Origin of the sequence: Microbacterium sp. Ld4 (genome assembly GCF_045066555.1) — a bacterium.
Lineage (GTDB): Bacteria > Actinomycetota > Actinomycetes > Actinomycetales > Microbacteriaceae > Microbacterium.
This window is the reverse complement of record NZ_JBISHE010000009.1, coordinates 66971-85753: the sequence shown is the minus strand read 5'-3', so window position 1 is coordinate 85753 and position 18783 is coordinate 66971. Positions and strand designations below refer to the sequence as shown.

General features: G+C 68.7%; 18 protein-coding genes. 10 read left to right on the top strand and 8 right to left on the bottom strand.

Features of this window, described 5'->3' with window-relative positions; translation table 11 throughout:
* Positions 1-43: 43 nt before the first annotated feature.
* The gene (locus ACJJV7_RS04390) at positions 44-307 is read left to right on the top strand and encodes a hypothetical protein (protein ID WP_405372890.1); all 264 of its coding nucleotides are present in this window, start codon (positions 44-46) and stop codon (positions 305-307) included.
* Between the two features lie 78 nt (positions 308-385).
* On the opposite strand, the gene glnA is transcribed toward ACJJV7_RS04390, so the two are convergent.
* Positions 386-1810 carry a type I glutamate--ammonia ligase gene (gene glnA / locus ACJJV7_RS04385; protein ID WP_405372891.1) on the bottom strand — a complete coding sequence of 475 codons (1425 nt, stop codon included), beginning with the start codon at positions 1808-1810 and terminating at the stop codon, positions 386-388.
* A 90-nt stretch (positions 1811-1900) separates the two neighbouring features.
* Here glnA and ACJJV7_RS04380 point away from each other — a divergent pair, with 90 nt between their 5' ends.
* Positions 1901-2371 (top strand): RDD family protein, encoded by a 471-nt coding sequence (locus ACJJV7_RS04380; protein ID WP_405372892.1) that lies wholly within the window; start codon positions 1901-1903, stop codon positions 2369-2371.
* A 10-nt stretch (positions 2372-2381) separates the two neighbouring features.
* Here ACJJV7_RS04380 and ACJJV7_RS04375 read toward each other — a convergent pair whose 3' ends face one another.
* Complete coding sequence (locus ACJJV7_RS04375) at positions 2382-3092, bottom strand: DUF4191 domain-containing protein (RefSeq protein ID WP_405372893.1); 711 nt, start codon at positions 3090-3092, stop codon at positions 2382-2384.
* A 118-nt stretch (positions 3093-3210) separates the two neighbouring features.
* Here ACJJV7_RS04375 and ACJJV7_RS04370 point away from each other — a divergent pair, with 118 nt between their 5' ends.
* On the top strand, positions 3211-4605 hold the full coding sequence (locus tag ACJJV7_RS04370) for a hypothetical protein (protein ID WP_405372894.1): 1395 nt from the start codon (positions 3211-3213) through the stop codon (positions 4603-4605).
* 12 nt (positions 4606-4617) lie between these two features.
* On the opposite strand, the gene sucB is transcribed toward ACJJV7_RS04370, so the two are convergent.
* From sucB to ACJJV7_RS04355, 3 genes are all read right to left on the bottom strand, one after another.
* The gene (gene sucB, locus ACJJV7_RS04365; RefSeq protein ID WP_405372895.1) at positions 4618-6354 is read right to left on the bottom strand and encodes a 2-oxoglutarate dehydrogenase, E2 component, dihydrolipoamide succinyltransferase; all 1737 of its coding nucleotides are present in this window, start codon (positions 6352-6354) and stop codon (positions 4618-4620) included.
* 63 nt (positions 6355-6417) lie between these two features.
* Entirely contained in the window at positions 6418-7791 is a 1374-nt protein-coding gene (gene lpdA / locus ACJJV7_RS04360; protein ID WP_405372896.1) for a dihydrolipoyl dehydrogenase, read from the bottom strand.
* On the bottom strand, positions 7788-9281 hold the full coding sequence (locus ACJJV7_RS04355) for a leucyl aminopeptidase (RefSeq protein ID WP_405372897.1): 1494 nt from the start codon (positions 9279-9281) through the stop codon (positions 7788-7790). Before ACJJV7_RS04355 ends, lpdA begins: the two co-directional genes overlap by 4 nt.
* An 84-nt stretch (positions 9282-9365) precedes the next feature.
* On the opposite strand from ACJJV7_RS04355, the gene ACJJV7_RS04350 reads away from it, so the two are divergent.
* From ACJJV7_RS04350 to ACJJV7_RS04330, 5 genes are all read left to right on the top strand, one after another.
* Positions 9366-10295: a proteasome assembly chaperone family protein gene (locus tag ACJJV7_RS04350; RefSeq protein WP_405372898.1), complete on the top strand. Its 930-nt coding sequence runs from the start codon at positions 9366-9368 to the stop codon at positions 10293-10295.
* A gap of 229 nt (positions 10296-10524) precedes the next feature.
* Complete coding sequence (locus ACJJV7_RS04345) at positions 10525-11895, top strand: RNA polymerase sigma factor (protein WP_405372899.1); 1371 nt, start codon at positions 10525-10527, stop codon at positions 11893-11895.
* Positions 11892-12596, top strand: coding sequence for a coenzyme F420-0:L-glutamate ligase (locus tag ACJJV7_RS04340; RefSeq protein ID WP_405372900.1), 705 nt, complete (start codon positions 11892-11894; stop codon positions 12594-12596). The genes ACJJV7_RS04345 and ACJJV7_RS04340 overlap by 4 nt, the downstream gene beginning before the upstream one ends.
* 2 nt (positions 12597-12598) lie before the next feature.
* Positions 12599-13621, top strand: coding sequence for a sugar-transfer associated ATP-grasp domain-containing protein (locus ACJJV7_RS04335; RefSeq protein ID WP_405467820.1), 1023 nt, complete (start codon positions 12599-12601; stop codon positions 13619-13621).
* Between the two features lie 29 nt (positions 13622-13650).
* Positions 13651-14664, top strand: coding sequence for a sugar-transfer associated ATP-grasp domain-containing protein (locus ACJJV7_RS04330; protein WP_405372902.1), 1014 nt, complete (start codon positions 13651-13653; stop codon positions 14662-14664).
* Positions 14665-14736: 72 nt separating this feature from the next.
* Here the strand turns inward: ACJJV7_RS04330 and ACJJV7_RS04325 are convergent, their stop codons facing one another.
* Positions 14737-14958 carry a hypothetical protein gene (locus ACJJV7_RS04325; RefSeq protein ID WP_405372903.1) on the bottom strand — a complete coding sequence of 74 codons (222 nt, stop codon included), beginning with the start codon at positions 14956-14958 and terminating at the stop codon, positions 14737-14739.
* Between the two features lie 190 nt (positions 14959-15148).
* On the opposite strand from ACJJV7_RS04325, the gene ACJJV7_RS04320 reads away from it, so the two are divergent.
* Together ACJJV7_RS04320 and ACJJV7_RS04315 are read left to right on the top strand one after the other, a co-directional pair.
* Entirely contained in the window at positions 15149-17224 is a 2076-nt protein-coding gene (locus tag ACJJV7_RS04320; protein ID WP_405372969.1) for a type IIA DNA topoisomerase subunit B, read from the top strand.
* 22 nt (positions 17225-17246) lie between these two features.
* A complete protein-coding gene (locus tag ACJJV7_RS04315) occupies positions 17247-17495 on the top strand; it encodes a DUF4287 domain-containing protein (RefSeq protein WP_405372904.1) in 249 nt (82 codons plus the stop codon).
* Between the two features lie 12 nt (positions 17496-17507).
* Here the strand turns inward: ACJJV7_RS04315 and ACJJV7_RS04310 are convergent, their stop codons facing one another.
* A complete protein-coding gene (locus ACJJV7_RS04310) occupies positions 17508-18176 on the bottom strand; it encodes a DUF4166 domain-containing protein (RefSeq protein WP_405372905.1) in 669 nt (222 codons plus the stop codon).
* The gene (locus tag ACJJV7_RS04305) at positions 18173-18781 is read right to left on the bottom strand and encodes an SRPBCC family protein (RefSeq protein WP_405372906.1); all 609 of its coding nucleotides are present in this window, start codon (positions 18779-18781) and stop codon (positions 18173-18175) included. Before ACJJV7_RS04305 ends, ACJJV7_RS04310 begins: the two co-directional genes overlap by 4 nt.
* Positions 18782-18783 lie beyond the last annotated feature (2 nt).

Sequence of the window (18783 nt, the reverse complement as noted above, 5' to 3'; positions counted from 1 at the left end):
AAGGGGACCGTCGCCGCACGCCCCGCGCTGTTAGCGTGCCCGCATGGACACCCACGACGAATCACGCATCGACGTTCCGACGCCCGCAACCGACACCCCGCACGCCGACCGTCCCGACGTCCGTCAGGACACGGCGTACAGCCCCGGCAGCGAGACCGAGACCCAGCAGAAGCAAGACGAGCACGTGTCGGACGAGGTCGACGACATCGATGAGTCCCAGGTGCAGGTCGCACCCGGCACAGGTGGCCCCGACGACGTCGGAGACGTCGAGGTCGACCCCAAGGACATCAATCTCCCGGGGTTCTGAGTCCGCTTCCGGCGAGTCGGACAGACGCGAAGAAGCCCGCCAGGCGAACCTGGCGGGCTTCTCTGTCAGCTCTGAGGATCAGACGCCGAAGTACAGCTCGAACTCGAACGGGTGCGGGCGTGCCGCGATCGGCCGGATCTCGTTCTCGATCTTGTACTCGATCCACGTCTCGATGAGTTCGGGCGTGAACACGTTGCCCCGCGTCAGGAACTCGTGGTCGGCACGGAGCGCCTCCAGCGAGTCGAGCAGCGAGTTGGGCACCTGCGGGATGTTCTTCGCTTCCTCAGGGGGCAGCTCGTACAGGTCCTTGTCGACCGGCTCGTGCGGCTCGATGCGGTTGATGATGCCGTCGAGGCCGGCCATCATCTGCGCAGCGAAGGCGAGGTACGGGTTGCCCGAGGCATCCGGAGCGCGGAACTCGATGCGCTTGGCCTTCGGGTTCGAGCCGGTGATCGGGATGCGGATCGCAGCCGAACGGTTACCGGCCGAGTAGACCAGGTTGACGGGAGCCTCGTAGCCCTTGACCAGACGCTTGTACGAGTTGATCGTCGGGTTGGTGAAGGCGAGGACCGCCGGAGCGTGCGCCAGCAGGCCGCCGATGTACCAGCGAGCCGTGTCGGAGAGGCCGCCGTAGCCCTTCTCATCGTAGAAGAGGGGCTTGCCGTCGAGCCAGAGCGACTGGTGGGTGTGCATGCCGGAGCCGTTGTCGCCGAAGAGCGGCTTGGGCATGAAGGTCGCGACCTTGCCCCACTGCTCGCAGGTGTTCTTGACGATGTACTTGAACTTCAGGATGTCGTCCGCCGAGTGCACCATGGTGTCGAAGCGGTAGTTGATCTCCTGCTGACCACCGGTGCCGACCTCGTGGTGCGAGCGCTCGAGGACGAAACCGGCCTCGATGAGCTTGAGCGTGATGTCGTCGCGCAGGTCGGCCGTCTTGTCGACGGGGCTGACCGGGAAGTACCCGCCCTTGTACGGCGTCTTGTTGGCGAGGTTTCCGCCCTCTTCGACGCGACCGGTGTTCCAGGCGCCTTCCTCGGAGTCCACGGAGTAGAAGCTCGAGTTCTGCTTCACCTCGAAGCGGACGTCGTCGAAGATGTAGAACTCGGCCTCGGGAGCGAAGAACGCCGTGTCCGCGATGCCGGTGGAGGCGAGGTACTTCTCCGCCTTCTTGGCGACCTGGCGCGGGTCCTTGTGATAGATCTCGCCCGTGCGGGGGTTGTAGATGTCGAAGATCATGACGAGCGTCTTCGCCTCGCGGAACTGATCGAGGTACGCCGTCGTGACGTCCGGGATCAGCTGCATGTCCGACTCGTGGATGTTCGCGAAGCCGCGGATCGAGGAGCCGTCGAAGAGCTGGCCGACCGTGAAGAACTCCTCGTCGACGGTCGAGGCCGGGATGTTGAAGTGCTGCTGAACACCGGGGAGATCCGTGAAACGGATGTCGAGGAACTTGACGTCCTCGTCCTTGATGAACGCGAGCACCTCGGATGAATCTTTGAACATGGAGTCTCCAAGATCGGGTGCGATGTCGACGCCTGTCGGATCAGGCGCCCCTCGAACCTATCGGGAACCAGTTGCCCTGCCATATCCCCGATGTTTCGGGCGTGTTACGTGCGCGCGGATAGGCTGGGACCCGTGGCAGCTCTCGCATCCGACTATCCCGGCGAACGTCTCGGCCGGCCGAGCGAGGGCCCTAGAAGCATCGGGCGCCCGGGTCGGCGGATCGGTGCTCTGCTGATCGACTACACCGCCGCGACCCTCATCGCCACGGCGTTTCTGGGCTACGACCAGTTCGCCCACCCCAGCGAAGCCGGCTGGCGCCTCTTCGCACCCATGATGGTGTTCGCCGCGCTGCAGATCGTCTTCATCCCGACTCTCGGCGGGAGCCCCGGTCACCGCATCCTCGGCATGCGTCTGGAGATGGTGCGGGGCGGCTGGGTGGGTCTGTGGCGGCCCATCGTCCGAACGGCCCTGATGGTGATCGTGATCCCCGCCGTCATCTGGGACGCAGATCAGCGCGGCATCCACGACAAGGTCGTCGGAACCGTGCTCGTCCGCGTCTGAGACGCTCCGATCAGCGGGGGCGCTGCGAGCGCGCGCGTGCCGGATCGATGCCCTTGGGGATCGGCAGCGACGTGACCGACTGCGACACCGAGTCGACGCGTTTGACGACGGCGGCGAGGGTCGCGCGGTCGACGGTCTTGGGGAGGGCCTTGATCGTCTTCGCGAGCCGGCCGATGGGAACATCGCCCTCGCCGTGTCCGATGTAGAGGACCTCGATGTTGATGCCGGATGCCACGCGGGCGACCTTCTTGCGCTCGTCGTTCACGAGGCGCGTCAGGCGGCCACGGGCACCCTCGCCGATGATGACGACACCGCCGCGGCCGATGGCGCGGTAGACGGCGTCCTGCGTGCGGGGGTTGACGCCGACGGGCATGTCGGAGGTCACCCAGCGGCGGCCGAGGCCGGTGGAGAGGATGTGGCCGGCGGCGCCGGGCATGCCGTCGAGCTTCTTGTACATGACCCGGGTCGACAGGCGCGTGAGCAGGATCATCGCGAGGAGGAAGCCGAGCAGCAGTCCGCTCACGCCCCAGAGGATGATGCTCCATACCTGGAACGGGGGGATCAGGAAGCCGATCAGGACGCCCACGCCGACACCGAGCAGCAGCGCGCCGATCAAAGCGAACGGAAGCCACCGGAACTCCGCCCGCGTGAAGCTGTACAGCGAACGGATCTGCGAGATGAAACCGGGGCGCTTCTCGGGCGCTGCACTGCGGGATGCCATGGTCACAGCTTACCGTCGAGCGGCGATCGCCTTCTCCCCATCTCCGGCCCCGCCGGACGCCCTGCACCGAACGCGGGGAGCCGCGCCGATCGGGACGCGGGGCGTCGAGGGTGGGGGAATGGACGCCGTCACCCTCGACCTGCCGCCCGAGCTGCGAACCCTGGCCCCGCCGGAGTCGCCCTTCTCGGGAACGCTGCGGGCGGGTGATCCGCCTCTCCTGTGGACGGATGCCGAGGCGTTCGGCCTCTCGCCGGCGTGGGCGGCGGCGGGCGCCGAGCATCTGCTCGCCCCGGTCGACGCCGCGCGCACCCCCGAGGGCCCGCGTGTCGCCCTTCCGCACTGCAGCGAGCGACTCGAGGCCGCCCTCGAGCGCGGCGCAGCGCGCACTCCGGGAGCCGCGGTCACCGTCGCTGTCAGTGCCCTGCGCGCAGCCGTCGAAGCCGACGCCTTGGAAGCGGCCAACGGCACATGGTGGGTGACGTCCGCCGGGCGCCCCGTCCTCGCCCTGACCGGCTCGATCCCCTGGCGACCCGGCGCCGTCGCGGCGCTCGAGCAGATGTCCGGCGCGTTCGCCGACGCGCCGCTCGCGACGGTTCTTCAGCGAGTGGCTGCGGCACTCGGAGAGGACCGGTCGCTCCGTCGAGATTCCGACGCGCTCGAAGAAGCCCTGTTCGCGGTGTCCGCACCCGGCCCGCTGACCGGCGACACGTCGAGCGGGTCACCTCCGACCCCTCGCTCGGGCGAGACGCGGTCGGCCGCCGGCAGCTCGGATGCGGAGCCTGCAGGCCGGGGCCTCGTGCTCGACGCGGTGGCCCGGCTGGTCGACACCGACCTCGCGATGCGCGTGCGGGGCGCACTCGGCGCCGTTCTGCTCCAGCGCTCGCACCGCTCTTCGACCCGCCAGGCGTCCCGGCGCCGGCGTGGGGCGGGACGGGATCGGTCCCGTGCGAGCTCGCGCCCGTCGCGTCGAGCGCTCCCATCCTCTCGGGCGGCCGCTGCGGCGCGGCGCCGTGCCGCGACAGGACCCGTCGTGGATCCGACGCCGCATCGCCGCGGACGTCGCGGGGTCGTCATGGTCGGCCTCGGGGCCGCTGCGGTGGTGCTGGTCGTCGGCGCGCTGTGGCCTGCGGAGGAGGGGGCGAGTATCGCCGCGGCGAAGAGCTCTCCTGCGCCGGCACCTGCCGCGCCGGTCGAGGCGGATGCTTCCGCGTCGGCGACCCCCCGAGCGGCCGATCCGTCTGAGCCGGGTCTCGTCGGCATCGGACGCACTCTCGTCGACGCCGCGGTGGCATGTGCAGAGGCAGCATGTGAAGGCGATCTCTGGGAGGATCCCGCGGCCGCTCGCGCCATCCCCGCAGCCCGGGGGGACTACCGGCTCGAGGTCGTCGACGAGTACGGCGGCGTGGCGGCGCTGCGCGCGACGTCATCGGATGCCACGCAGATCATCGTCATCGTGCAGGACGAAAAGCAATGGCTGGTCCGCGAGGTGTACGACCTCGCGGACCAGCCATGATGCATCTCGGTGTCAGGCGCCGAGCTGACCCTCGAACTGAGCCGACTCGAGGCGCTTCTTCACCGCGCCCAGGAAGCGGGCAGCGTCCGCGCCGTCGATGACCCGGTGGTCGTACGACAGGGCGAGGTAGACGTACGAGCGGATCGCGATCGCGTCCTTGCCGTCCACCGACACGAGACCCGGACGCTTCACGACCACACCCGTGCCGAGGATCGCCGACTGGGGCAGGAAGACCACGGGGGTGTCGAAGAGCGCCCCGCGCGAACCCGTGTTCGTCAGCGTGAAGGTGCCGCCGGCGAGCTCGTCGGGCTTCAGCTTGTTGTTGCGCGTACGGTCCGCGAGGTCGGCGATCTCATGGGCGATCTGAGCGACCGTCTTGTCACCGGCATCCCGCAGCACGGGAGTGAGAAGCCCTCGCTCCGTGTCGACCGCGATGGAGAGGTTCTCCGACGCCGGGTAGACGATCTCGTCGCCGTCGACCGTGGCGTTGATGATCGGGAACGACTTCAGAGCCTCGGCCGCCGCGAGGGCGAAGAAGGGCAGGAACGACAGCTTGTCGCCCGTCTTCTCGAGGAACGAGTTCTTGACCTGGTCGCGGTAGTTCGCGAGCTTGGTCACGTCGACCTCGACGACCGTCGTGAGCTGCGCGGTCTGCTGCATCGACTCGACGGCGCGGCTGGCGAGGACCTTCCGCAGACGCGACATCTTCTGGGTCGTGCCGCGGAGCGGGGACACCTCGATCTCGGCAGGTGCGGCGGGCGCCGACGGGGCAGCGGCAGAGGTCGACGCTGCGGCGGGCGCCTTGGCGGCCTCCGCGGCCTTGAGGACGTCTTCCTTGCGAATGCGTCCACCGACACCGCTGCCGGTGACCGAGTTCAGGTCGACACCGTGCTGCTGCGCGAGACGGCGGACGAGCGGGGTCACGTAGGTGACTCCGTCATCGTCTGCCGAGACAGCCTCGGGAGCGGCGGCCTGGGGTGCGGGCGTCGCCTGCGGAGCCGGTGCCTCTGCTTCCTTCGCGGGAGCGGGAGCGGGGGTGGCCTCTGCGGGCTTCTCCGCGGCGGGGGCCGGAGCCGGCTTCTCCTCGGCGGGAGCAGGCGCGGGCGCCTCGGACGGAGTCTCCGCGGAGGGAGCGCCGGAACCGACGCGCGCCAGGACGGCGCCGACCTCGATGGTCTCGTCCTCCTGGGCGAGGATCTCGGTCAGGAATCCTGCGACCGGCGACGGGATCTCGGTGTCGACCTTGTCGGTCGAGATCTCGAGGAGCGGCTCGTCGACGGCGACCTCGTCGCCGACCTTCTTGAGCCAGCGGGTCACGGTGCCTTCGGTCACGCTCTCGCCCAGTTCGGGCAGCACGACGTCCTTGGCGTCTCCGCCGGGAGCGGGTGCGGCCTGCGCTGCGGGCGCGGCCTGCTCGGTGGGTGCGGGCTCCTCGGCGGGCGCCGGCTGCTCGGCCGGAGCGGCCTCAGCGGGCGCGGCATCCTGCGCCGGCTCGTCGCTGGGCGCGCCGGAGCCGTCGCCGATCTTCGCCAGGACAGCACCGACCTCGATGGTCTCGTCCTCCTGGACGAGGATCTCCTCGATGACGCCGCTCACGGGCGAGGGAATTTCGGTGTCGACCTTGTCGGTCGAGATCTCGAGCAGACCTTCGTCTGCCTCGATGGTGTCACCGACCTTCTTGAGCCAGCGGGTGACCGTTCCCTCGGTGACGCTCTCACCGAGCGCGGGGAGGACCACGGATGTGCTCATGACTGTGTCTCCTTCAAGAAAGTGCGATGTACTTTCTAGCTTAGTGTCGCGGGTGCGACGGGGTCAGATGGTGTGAAGTGGCTTGCCTGCCAGAGCGAGGAAGGCTTCGCCCAACGCCTCGCTCTGAGTGGGATGGGCGTGGATGAGCGGGGCGATGTCCTCGGGGTGGGCCTCCCAGCCCACGGCGAGCTGCCCCTCGGTGATGAGCTCGCCGACGCGGTCGCCGACGAGATGCACGCCGATGACGGGGCCCGACACGATCCGGACGACCTTCGCGAGCCCGCCGGTGCCGATGATCTCGCTCTTGGCATTGCCGGCCAGGTTGTACTCGTAGACCGCCACGTCGTCGCCGTGCACCGCACGGGCCTGCGCCTCGGTGAGGCCGACGGAAGCGACCTCGGGGTGCGAATAGGAGACCCGGGGGATCGTCGACTCGACGATGGCGACGGGCCGGAGGCCCGCGATCTGCTCGGCGACGAAGATGCCCTGCTGGAAGCTCCGGTGGGCGAGCTGGAGGCCCGGGACGATGTCTCCGACGGCCCAGACGTGCGCGGCGCTGGTCTGCAGGCGGTCATCGACGGTCACGAAACCACGATCGAGTGCGACACCGGCGTCCTCGAAGCCGAGACCATGGGTGACGGGGCCGCGACCGACGGCGACGAGGACGAAGTCGGCGTCGATGGACGTGCCGTCGGAGAGCGCGACGGAGACACCGGCATCCGTCTGCGTGACACCCTCGCAGCGGGTCGCGAGCCGGCTCTGGATGCCGCGGCGACGATACGCGCGCTCGAGTGCTTTGCTCGAGGAGAGGTCCTCGGCCGGGAGGAGGTGATCGAGCGCCTCCACGATCGTCACCTCGACGCCGAAGGAGCGCCAGACGCTGGCGAACTCGACGCCGATGACGCCGCCGCCCAGGATGACGACGCTCTCGGGGATCACGTCGAGAGTCAGGGCCGTATCGCTCGTCAGGACGCGTCCACCGAGTTCGACGCCGGGCAGGGTGCGCGTCTGAGCGCCGGTCGCGAGGATGACATCGGCCCCGCGGTAGACGTCGTCGCCGACCGTGACGGTGCGGTCTGCGGTGAGCCGGCCGGCGCCGGAGACGACGCGGATGCCGCGGGACGAGATGAGGCTCTGCAGCCCGCTGTACTTCTTCGCGACGATCTTCTCGCGGTAGGCGGCTACCCGTGCCGGGTCGATCCCGGTGAGATGAGCGTCGACGCCGACGGATGCTGCTTCGCGGACGTGATCGGCGATCTCCGCGCTGTGGAGCAGCGCCTTCGTCGGCACGCACCCACGGTGCAGGCAGGTGCCGCCGAGTAGGTCCTTCTCGATCAGGATGACGGACTTGCCGAGCTCTGACGCCCGGATCGCGGCAGCATACCCGCCACTGCCACCGCCGAGGATGACGACATCGGCCTCGTGGACCCCGCTCAACGCTCGGCCCGTTCGCTGTGCGCCGTCTGCGATTCGATGAAGGCGAGGATCGACCGCACGGTGGCCCCGGTGGGGCCCTTGTCGGTCGCGCCGTAGGCGGACTTGGTCGATCCGCTCCCGGCGATGTCGAGGTGCACCCACGGGATGCGCGGTGCCTCGGGCTGGTCGCCGACCCGGCCCACGAACCGGCGCAGGAAGAGGGCGGCGAACATGGTCCCACCCGACGGGTCGCCGATCTTCGCGTTCTGGAGGTCGGCGATGGGGGAGTCGAGCTCGTCCTCCATGTGCGCGGGGAGGGGGAGCTGCCAGGCGAGTTCGTCGACGGCATCCGAGGCGGCGAGGAAGTCGGCGACCGTGGCGTCGTCGCCCATGACACCGGTGTGACGGTTGCCGAGGGCGACGCTCACGGCTCCGGTGAGAGTCGCGACGTCGACGATCACGTCGGGCTGGGTGCGGCTCGCCGCGACCAGGCCGTCCGCCAGCACGAGGCGCCCCTCGGCGTCGGTGTTGAGCACCTCGACGGTGGTGCCGTCGAGCAGCCGCAGTACGTCACCCGGTCGCGTCGCCCTGCCGGAGGGCATGTTGTCCGCGATGCACAGCCATGCGGTGACGCCGACGGGCAGGCTCTGCTCGGCGGCGGCCCGCACGACGGCGAGCGCCGTGGCCGCACCGCACATGTCGTACTTCATGCCGACCATCGACGTCGGCGGTTTGAGGGAGAGCCCGCCGGTGTCGAACGTGATCCCCTTGCCGACGACAGCGACGTGGCGCGTGGCGTCCGCGGGCGAATACGTCAGGCGGACGAGCCGGGGCGGGCGGTCGGATCCCTGACCCACGCCGAGGATGCCGCCGAAACCGCCGTCGGCGAGCTGGGCCTCATCGAGGATCTCGACCTCGACGGGGAGCCCTGCGACTTCCTCGGCCGCGCGGTCCGCGAGGTCCGCCGGCCCGAGCCACTCCGCGGGGATGTTGACGAGGTCCTTCACGAGCGCGACGGCCGAACCCGTCGCCGCGACGGCGGCGATCTCGCGGTCGTCGGGGCGGTGCGATGTGTGGACGGTGACCCGCGATGCACGGAGCTTCGCGGCATCCGACGGCCTCTTGTATCCGGCGAACCGGTAGCCGCCGAGCACAGCGCCCTCTGCGGCGGCCCGCCAGTGCGCCTCGGCGCCGGGCACGCCGATGGCGAGCGAGTCGAAGCCGGTCGTCGTCCTCACAGCCGCCCCGACGGCGTCGCGGACCGCGCCCGCGTGCGGAGCGGCGCCCGTGCCCACCACGATGATCGGCGTCTGCGTCGACTCGGGGGCGAAGGCGCGAACGGTGCTTCCGGCCGTCCCGGTGAAGCCGATTCCGCGGAGCGCCTCCTCGAGCCCGGGCCAGTCCGCGAGGACGCCGGCGGCGCCGTCCAGCGGAGGCAACGCGAGGACGAAGGCGTCCGCATCGGAGTCGAGCAGCGCGGACGTGGAGACGGAGAGCTCGGGGTACGGCATGACCTCCATCCTACGGATGCCGCGTTCGCTCAGAGCGGGATGCCGCCCGGGCCGGTCGTATCCGGGGCCTCGTACAGTGGAGGGATGTCCCTGACAGGCCCCCTGTATGAGCGAGTCGCTTCCGCCCCCGCCGTCCCCGCGGGTCTTCCGCTGATCGTCACGCTGACCGGTTCGACCGACGCCGGCTCGGCCGTCAGCAGACTCGTCGATCACCTCCGCACCGAGCATGAGCCCGAGCCCATCGTCGACTTCAATGCGGACGTCCTCTTCGACTATCGCGCCCGCCGACCGCTGATCACCTTCGACGGGGACCGTCTCGTCGAGTACCAGCCCCCTCGGCTCGAGCTCTCGCTCGCCCACGACACCCTGGGCCAGCCGTTCCTCCTCCTCGCAGGGTACGAGCCGGACTTCGCCTGGGAGGCGTTCGCGGAGACGGTGGTCGGCCTCGTCGAGGGGATGGAGGTCAGCACCGTGACGTGGGTGCAGGCCATACCGCTCCCGGTGCCGCACACCCGTCCTCTCGGGACGACCGTGAGTGGCACGCGCCCTGCCCTCACCGAGGCCCACTCCGTGTGGAAGCCCCACACGCAGGTTCCCGCGACGGCGGGGCACCTGCTCGAGTACCGGCTCACCGAGGCCGGCGCTCCGGTGGCCGGATTCGTCCTCCTCATCCCTCACTACCTCGCCGAGACGGACTTCCCGGCCGCGGCCATCGCCGGTCTCGACAGCATCTCGGTGGCGACCGGGCTCCTCTTCGACAGCGACACGCTGCGCGAGGAGAACCGCGAGTACCTCGAGAAGGTCGACGACCAGGTCTCGGGCAGCGAGGAGCTGACCGCGATGCTGCACAACCTCGAGAACCGCTACGACGCCTACATGGCGGGATCCACTCAGGCGCAGCCGATCATCAACACGGCAGACCTTCCCTCGGCCGACGAGCTCGCCGCCGAACTGGAGCGCTTCCTCGCGAACCGCCCGTCGGGTGACGACGACCGTCGTCCCGGCCTCGGCTGACGCGTCTTCGCTGCCCTCGTTCGCCCCGCGGACCGGCTCTCGCAGGGAATGCTCATGCCATTCCGGGTGTTGACACAGAGGCGTCCTTCATGCATCCGAGACGTATGAGAGAATGGACCAAACGACCCGTTGTCACCGATGGAAGCGCCTCGTGCGCACACCGCCGGACTTGACAAGGGTCTTACTAGTGTCCGAACCCCGGCGGAGTGCCGTCGGTGAAAGGCGAGACGTGACTTCAGGCACGAGGACCACCCGTACACGAGCGGCCGACACGGTCGACGATGCGGCCAGCGCCGAGACCACGGCATCCGCTGCCACGGCGACGGACACCGCGAAGAAGGCTCCGGCCCGCAAGCCCGCAGCGAAGAAGCCCGCGGCAGCAGTGAAGAAGGCGGCGGCCACGAAGGCCCCCGCTGCGAAGGCCGCGCCCGCGAAGGCCCGCGCGTCGAAGGCGAAGGCCGCTGACGAGGACGAAGAAGAGGTCGACGTCGACGACGCCGACATCGAGACCGCCGTCGACACCGACGATTCCGGCGACGACGCCAAGAAGGCCGACAAGGCCGATGGCGAGGACGAGGAGGAGTCGACGAAGCCGGCCTTCACCGAGCCTCTGCCCACGGGCGCCATCGTCATCTCGTCCTCGGACGACGACGAGGTCCCGGTCTACTCGACCCAGATCACCGGGGCGACGGCCGACCCCGTCAAGGACTACCTCAAGCAGATCGGCAAGGTTCCGCTGCTGAACGCGGCCGAAGAGGTCGAGCTCGCGATGCGCATCGAGGCGGGCCTGTTCGCCGAAGAGAAGCTGTCGCACATGACCGCCGCGGAGAAGTCGGCCCAGCTCGGGCTCGACCTGCAGTGGGTCGCTCGCGACGGTCAGCGTGCCAAGAGCCACCTGCTCGGAGCGAACCTCCGACTGGTCGTGTCGCTCGCGAAGCGCTACACCGGCCGCGGCATGCAGTTCCTCGACCTGATCCAGGAGGGCAACCTCGGTCTCATCCGTGCGGTCGAGAAGTTCGACTACACCAAGGGATTCAAGTTCTCGACGTACGCGACGTGGTGGATCCGCCAGGCGATCACCCGCGCCATGGCCGACCAGGCCCGCACGATCCGCATCCCCGTGCACATGGTCGAGGTCATCAACAAGCTCGCCCGCGTGCAGCGGCAGATGCTGCAGGACCTGGGCCGCGAGCCCACTCCCGAAGAGCTCAGCCGCGAGCTCGACATGACTCCCGAGAAGGTCATCGAGGTCCAGAAGTACGGTCGCGAGCCCATCTCGCTGCACACCCCGCTGGGCGAGGACGGCGACAGCGAGTTCGGCGACCTCATCGAGGACACCGAGGCGGTCGTCCCGGCGGACGCCGTCGGGTTCACGATGCTGCAGCGTCAGCTGGAGTCGCTCCTCGACTCGCTCTCCGAGCGTGAGGCCGGTGTGATCCGCATGCGCTTCGGCCTGGGCGACGGTCAGCCCAAGACCCTCGACCAGATCGGCGACACGTTCGGCGTGACGCGCGAGCGCATCCGTCAGATCGAGTCCAAGACGATGGCGAAGCTGCGGCACCCGTCGCGTTCGCAGTCGCTCCGGGACTACCTCGAATGAGCGGCGACGCGAACGAGGGCAAGCAGCTCACGCGAGCGATCGACGGCGAGACCTACGCCCGGATCCCCATCCGAACGCGGGTCGTCATGCCCGGCGATGACATCGACGCGATCATCGACGAATACGCCGCCTCGCAGGTGCAGCCCGGCGACCTCCTCTTCGTCACCGAGAAGATCGTCGCGATCACGCAGGGGCGGTCGTACCTGGTCGACGAGATCACTCCGCGTCCGCTCGCGCGCTTCCTCTCGCGCTACGTCGTGAAGACGAAGTACGGCATCGGCCTCGGCATGCCCGAGACGATGGAGATGGCTCTGCGCGAGTGCGGCACCCCGCGCATCGTCTTCGCGGCCGGTGTCGCGGCCGTGACGAAGCTCTTCGGCCGACGCGGCGACTTCTACCGCATCGCCGGAGACAAGGCGCGGTCGATCGACGGCCCGACACCGCACACAATTCCCCCGTACAACAAGGCTGTCGTGCTCGGCCCCACCGATCCGGCCGGCGTCGCCGCTCGGATCCACTCCCGGTTGATCGCGGGTGTCGAGGTCGCCGTCGTCGACATCAACGACATCGGCGGCAACATCCTCGGCTCGACGCTCGATCGCGCGGGCGAGCAGCGTCTCGTGCGGATCCTGTCGGACAACCCCCTCGGCCAGGGACACCAGTCCACGCCGCTCGGGATCATCCGCCGTTCGGAGGCGTGAGCGTGGGAGCGGTGCATCGGCTCTACCGTCGCGGGCGCTTCTTCGTGCGCCGGATCGTCAACTTCGACACCGACCGGGTGCTGCAGTTCGCTCGCCAGTCGGCGCGGTTGACGAAGGCCCCGCTCTGGTGGGTCGTGGCCGATATGGCGTGGTGCTCCGTCCGGTACGAGACGACGTTCGAGAACTACTCCGAGTGGGACTTCCGCATCCTCCGGGCGCGCGAGCGTGCGACCTACATGACCGACCCGAAGTCCTTCCACCTGTCACGCAGGCTCAACGACAACGCGCAGCGCGCGATCTTCGACGACAAGCTCGAGTTCGCGAAGCGCTTCGGCATCGAGCTCGGTCGCGAGTGGCTCGATCTGCGTGAGACGGATGCCTCCGCGTTCGCCGCGTTCGTCGATCGCCACGACCGGATCATCGCGAAGAACCCGGGTGGCGTCGGCGGCAACGGCATCACACTGCGTCGCCGCGACGAGATCGATGACGTCGAGGCGTTCCGAGCGGAGCTGGTCGCGGCTGGGCAGGTCCTCGTGGAGGAGGTGCTCGTGCAGCACTCCGACATGGCGTCGCTGTACCCCGACAGTGTCAACTCGCTTCGAATGGTGTCGTACTGCGACCCGGACGGCGTCGTGCACGTGCTCGCTGCCGTGCTGAAGATCGGCAACGGCGGGGTCATCGACAACTTCAGCAACGGCGGCATGTACACGATGCTCGACGAGCGCGGTCGTGCTCTGCACGCGGCGAGCGACGAAGAGGGCCACCCCTTCGCCGAGCACCCGGTGACCGGGGTCGCCATCACCGGCTTCCAAGTTCCGCTCTACGACGAGGTCCTCGCCCTGGTGGACACCCTGGCTCGCCGGGTTCCGGCCTTCCCGTACATCGGATGGGACGTCGCGATCACGCCGACGGGCCCGGTCGTGATCGAGGGCAACCACAACTCCGGGGTGTTCCAGTCGAAGCCGTCGGTCTCCGGCATCCGGCAGGGTCTCCTGCCCCGCTATCGCGCCGCAATGCGCTTCTGACCCCCGCCCCGAAACCCGGAGGGAACGCCATGCGCCGCATCCGCGTCCGCCTGCAGTACCTGATCCGCCGCGCCCGGAAGCTCCGCCCCGGCAACCTGGTCGAGTTCGCCCGAACCGTCCAGCGCGTCTCGAAAGCACCCCTGCCGGTGATCATCGCCGACATGCTGTGGTGCTCGGTCAGATACGACATGGCGTTCCGCGACTACGCCGTCTGGGACATCCGCCTGCTCACGGCGCGTGAGCGGAAGACCTGGATGACGCACCCGAAGTCGTTCCGGATCACGAAGATGTACAACACGGCCGAAGGCCGCGCGAAGCTCGAAGACAAGCGGCGCTTCGCCCGAGAGTACGCCGACCTCCTCGGACGCGAGACCATCGACCTGCGCGATGTCGACGATGCGGAGCTCGCGGCCTTCCTCTCCCGGCACCCGAAGATCCTCACGAAGCCCAACGAGGGCCAGGGCGGCGGCGGCATCGATCTCCACGAGGTCGATGCGTCGACGGATGCCGCTGCGTTCCGCGCCGAGGTCGAGGCGAAGGGCCAGACAGTCGTCGACGAGTTCATCGTTCAGCATCCCGAGATGTCGGCGATGTACCCGGACGCGGTGAACACGGTTCGTCTCATCACGTTCCTCGACGCGGAAGGCCGCGTGCATCTGCTCGCGGCGGTCCTCCGTATCGGCAACGGCGACGTCATCGACAACTTCGCCTCCGGCGGGATGTTCACGATGCTCGACGATGAGGGTGTGGCGATGTACCCGGGCGTCGACAAGAACAGCAACGTGTACGCGGAGCATCCCGTGACGGGCATGCCGATCGTCGGATTCCGGGTGCCGATGTACGACCGGGTGCTGGACCTCACGGCATCCCTCGCACGCCGGACGCCCGAGGCTCCCTACGTCGGGTGGGACATCGCGCTCACCCCGGCGGGGCCGGTGGTCATCGAGGGCAACCACAACTCGAGTGTCTTCCAGCCGAAGCCGTCGGCGTCGGGCGTCCGCGAAGGACTTCTCCCGGTCTACCGGGCCGCGGTCGGATTCTGACGCGTCGTCCCGCGCCGGCGACGACGAAGGCCCCCACCGAGAGGTGGGGGCCTTCGTGCAGTGCGTGGCGTCTCAGACGGCTTCGGACAGCTTCGCAGTCTCGTCGTGCCAGCTGGTCGCGACGGCGCGGAGCTTCTCTTCGTACTTGCGGCCGTGGTGAGCGCAGAAGAGCAGCTCGCTGCCGTTGACCTCTGCGGCGATGTACGCCTGCGCTCCGCAGGAGTCGCAGCGATCCATCGCCGTGAGACGGTGCTCGAGGACTGCTCCAGGCTCTGTGGTTGTCGACGTGCTCATGTCAGGTGCCTCCTCTAGTCCTCGTGACGCTTGTTCAGTCATGTCATACAACCACGCCCACGTTGCAGGTATGCCGCCATTCGATGACATTTCGCTCTGCGCGTACGGTCCGCGGCGACGGCCCTGTGACGGACGCTCGCACGGTGTGTGTCGGACCGGCCGGTGTCGCGGGCCCCGGATAGGCTCGGAGATTGTGACATCCGAGTATTCCGCCCACCACCTGCAGGTGCTCGAGGGTCTCGAGGCCGTCCGCAAGCGTCCCGGCATGTACATCGGCTCGACCGACTCGCGCGGCCTGATGCACTGCCTCTGGGAGATCATCGACAACTCCGTCGATGAGGCGCTCGGCGGGCACGGCTCGCGTATCGAGATCCTGCTCCACGCCGACGGCAGCGTCGAAGTCCGCGACCGCGCGCGCGGCATCCCCGTCGACGTCGAGCCCCGCACGGGCCTCACCGGCGTGGAGGTCGTCTTCACGAAACTCCATGCCGGTGGCAAGTTCGGCGGCGGGTCCTACGCGGCATCCGGCGGTCTGCACGGCGTCGGAGCCTCGGTCGTCAACGCGCTCTCCGAGCGGCTCGACGTCGAGGTCGATCGCGCCGGAAAGACGTACGCGATGTCGTTCCACCGCGGCGAACCGGGCACGTTCGGCGGCGACGGCCCCGACTCCGACTTCCGCCCGTTCGAGAAGGCGAGCGAGCTGCGGGTCGCGGGCAAGGCTCCCAAGGGCGTCACCGGAACGCGGATCCGCTACTGGGCGGATCGACAGATCTTCACCAAGGATGCCGCCTTCGATCTGGGCGAACTCGAGCAGCGCGCGCGTCAGACGGCGTTCCTGGTGCCGGGGCTCGAGATCGTGATCCTCGACCAGCGCGGCGACGAGGCGATCGAGACGAGCTTCCGCTACGACGGCGGCATCTCCGAATTCGCGGAGTTCCTCGCGCCGGACGCGCCGATCACCGACACGTGGCGTCTCACCGGTACCGGGACGTTCACCGAGACGGTGCCCGTGCTGCAGGCCGCCGGCGCCATGATCCCCACCGAGGTCGAACGCGAGTGCCACGTCGACGTGGCCCTCCGCTGGGGCACGGGATACGAGACCGTCAGCCGGTCGTTCGTGAACATCATCGCGACGCCGAAGGGCGGCACCCACCAGCAGGGATTCGAGCAGGGTCTCATGAAGGTCATCCGCGGCCAGGTCGAGGCGAACGCGCGCAAGCTCAAGGTCGGCGCCGGCGAGAAGATCGAGAAGGACGACATCCTCGCGGGGATGTCGGCGGTTCTCACCGTCCGGCTGCCCGAGCCCCAGTTCGAGGGCCAGACCAAGGAGATCCTCGGCACTCCCGCGGTCCGCAACATCGTGGCATCCGTCGTCACGAAAGAGCTCGCCGCACTGTTCTCCTCCGCCAAGCGAGACGACAAGGCGCAGTCGGGCCTCCTGCTCGACAAAGTCGTCTCCGAGATGAAGGCGCGCATCTCCGCGCGCACCCACAAAGAGACGCAGCGCCGTAAGAACGCGCTGGAGTCGTCTTCACTGCCCGCGAAGCTCGCCGATTGCCGGACCAACGACGTCGCAGACTCGGAACTGTTCATCGTCGAGGGTGACTCCGCCCTCGGCACGGCCAAGCACGCACGCAACAGCGAGTATCAGGCGCTGCTGCCCATCCGAGGGAAGATCCTCAACGTGCAGAAGGCGTCGATGAGCGACATGCTGTCGAACGCCGAGTGCGCGGCGATCATCCAGGTGATCGGGGCGGGTTCGGGTCGGTCATTCGACCTCGAGGCGGCCCGCTACGGCAAGATCATCCTGATGAGCGACGCCGATGTCGACGGCGCGCACATCCGAACCCTGCTGCTCACGCTCTTCTTCCGCTACATGCGCCCGCTCGTCGAGGCCGGCCGTGTCTACGCCGCCGTGCCGCCGCTGCACCGGGTGATCGTGGTCAACCCCGGGTCGAAGCCCAACGACACCGTCTACACCTACAGCGAGAAGGAATTGCACACGCTCCTCGCCAAGCTCACCAAGTCGGGCAAGCGGTGGCAGGAACCGGTCCAGCGCTACAAGGGGCTCGGTGAGATGGACGCGAACCAGCTCGCAGGGACGACCATGGACCGCGCGGGGCGCACCCTCCGTCGCGTCCGGGTGCAGGATGCCGAAGCGGCAGCCACCGTCTTCGAGCTCTTGATGGGCAGTGAGGTCGCTCCGCGCAGGGACTTCATCGTCACCTCGAGCGAGCGGCTGGACCGCGAACGTATCGACGTCTGACCCGACGCGATATCCTTCCGGCATGCCGACCCACCGTGTCCCCGCGCCCGTCTTCGCCGAGGGTGAGAAGCCCAAGGGGCCGGCGTCGTACTTCGCGAGCATCGAGAAGACCTATGGGCAGCCGGTGCAGCACTGGCTCGATCTCGCGGCCGACGCGCTCGACACCCGGAGCCACATGGAGGTCGTCTCGCTCCTGAAGAGCGAGCACGGGCTCGGCCACGGGCACGCGAACGCGGTCGTCGCCTACGCCGCGGCGAAGCTTCGCAGCTGACCTCGACCGCCGTCAGGTGCGGCGCTGGTGTCGCACGGGCTTGTACCGCGCGGGGGCGTCGACCACCGGCATCCATTCGCAGGTGAACCACCCGCGATAGCCGAAGAGGAAGCCCCATCGGTCGTTGTCGATCCGCATGTCGACCTCGAACCGCCCCTTCGCGTCGTCGTACCGCTCGCGGAGCGTCGCCCTTCCGCTCATGCCGAGCGGGAAGCGGAAGCCGAGAGGGCCCTCGTAGAACCGTTGCTCGCCGCTGGTGAGGAGGAGCGAACCGTCGGGTTCTGCGCGCAGATCCAGATCGACCGCGAGATGCTGATGTGTGCCCAAGTAGTCGACGATCCTGCCGCCGTGCTCGATCATCGTCGCGTCGAACCGGTGCTCCCGCCCCGCCAGCCGGTACTCACGGACGAACGTGACCGTCTCGCGCCCCAGCGGGTCGCGGTAGGGGTAGTTGGAGATGACGAACGGCACGTCTTCGCCGACACTCGGAATGAGGATGTTGCGAAGCCGGCCGATCTGGAGGAAGGGCACCGTCCACCACGGTCCTCGGCGGATGTCGGTCATCACCCCCGTTCCCACGCAGGCTTCGCCGGCGGACAGCCCGACCCCGAAGCGCCGTTGCAGCTGCGGATGGAGCCGGGCGAAATCGCTGCCCATCACTCCTGCGAACATCGACGTCATCCGTCCTCCTGCAGTTCGTCCAATGTCGGAGGGGCCTGAGAGAGCGCGCGTCCTCGGCGCGGTCGGCGCCGGCATCGCGCGGCTCGCGGTCGGTCTGGTCGCCACCAGGCGAGAACCGACAGGAGCGGCCACCGTTCGGGTGCGGTGCCGGTCTCCGCCCAGATGCGGAGGCGGTCGAAACTCCATGCAGTCGCCCAGCCGACGAGCGGCCGGACGACGAGATCGGCGAGCCCCCAGCCTGCGCGGTAGTCGTATCCCGTTGTGAACCTCACCCGACCGTCGGGTTGCGGCTCGTACCGCCAGTACCCGCGGCCGTCGCGGAGGGGTGACAGCCTGTCCCGGGTGCTGAAGCGGAGTGCGGAGGTGCGCGTGCCGTCGGGCCGCCGACGCTCGCCCATGCTCACTCCCGTTCCCGCGATCGTGTGGAAGGGGATTCGCCTCGTGTAGGTGAAGGCGGTGGCGCCGGCCGGTGTGAGTCCCGTCGGCGTGATTCGGGAGAACCGCACATCCCACCGAGGATGCTGCTCTGGCGACTGCGTCAGGTCCCAGACGGCGTCGAGCGAGGCATCGATGTCGATCTCGACGTAGATCCCCCGACCGGCCACGA

What these genes read in the sequence shown, in the direction of transcription:
- ACJJV7_RS04390 (WP_405372890.1), top strand. Translation starts at nt 44, where the DNA reads ATGGACACCCACGACGAATCACGCATCGACGTTCCGACGCCCGCAACC.
- glnA (WP_405372891.1), bottom strand. Translation starts at nt 1,810, where the DNA reads ATGTTCAAAGATTCATCCGAGGTGCTCGCGTTCATCAAGGACGAGGAC.
- ACJJV7_RS04380 (WP_405372892.1), top strand. Translation starts at nt 1,901, where the DNA reads ATGTTTCGGGCGTGTTACGTGCGCGCGGATAGGCTGGGACCCGTGGCA.
- ACJJV7_RS04375 (WP_405372893.1), bottom strand. Translation starts at nt 3,092, where the DNA reads ATGGCATCCCGCAGTGCAGCGCCCGAGAAGCGCCCCGGTTTCATCTCG.
- ACJJV7_RS04370 (WP_405372894.1), top strand. Translation starts at nt 3,211, where the DNA reads ATGGACGCCGTCACCCTCGACCTGCCGCCCGAGCTGCGAACCCTGGCC.
- sucB (WP_405372895.1), bottom strand. Translation starts at nt 6,354, where the DNA reads ATGAGCACATCCGTGGTCCTCCCCGCGCTCGGTGAGAGCGTCACCGAG.
- ACJJV7_RS04355 (WP_405372897.1), bottom strand. Translation starts at nt 9,281, where the DNA reads ATGCCGTACCCCGAGCTCTCCGTCTCCACGTCCGCGCTGCTCGACTCC.
- ACJJV7_RS04350 (WP_405372898.1), top strand. Translation starts at nt 9,366, where the DNA reads ATGTCCCTGACAGGCCCCCTGTATGAGCGAGTCGCTTCCGCCCCCGCC.
- ACJJV7_RS04340 (WP_405372900.1), top strand. Translation starts at nt 11,892, where the DNA reads ATGAGCGGCGACGCGAACGAGGGCAAGCAGCTCACGCGAGCGATCGAC.
- ACJJV7_RS04330 (WP_405372902.1), top strand. Translation starts at nt 13,651, where the DNA reads ATGCGCCGCATCCGCGTCCGCCTGCAGTACCTGATCCGCCGCGCCCGG.
- ACJJV7_RS04325 (WP_405372903.1), bottom strand. Translation starts at nt 14,958, where the DNA reads ATGAGCACGTCGACAACCACAGAGCCTGGAGCAGTCCTCGAGCACCGT.
- ACJJV7_RS04315 (WP_405372904.1), top strand. Translation starts at nt 17,247, where the DNA reads ATGCCGACCCACCGTGTCCCCGCGCCCGTCTTCGCCGAGGGTGAGAAG.
- ACJJV7_RS04310 (WP_405372905.1), bottom strand. Translation starts at nt 18,176, where the DNA reads ATGACGTCGATGTTCGCAGGAGTGATGGGCAGCGATTTCGCCCGGCTC.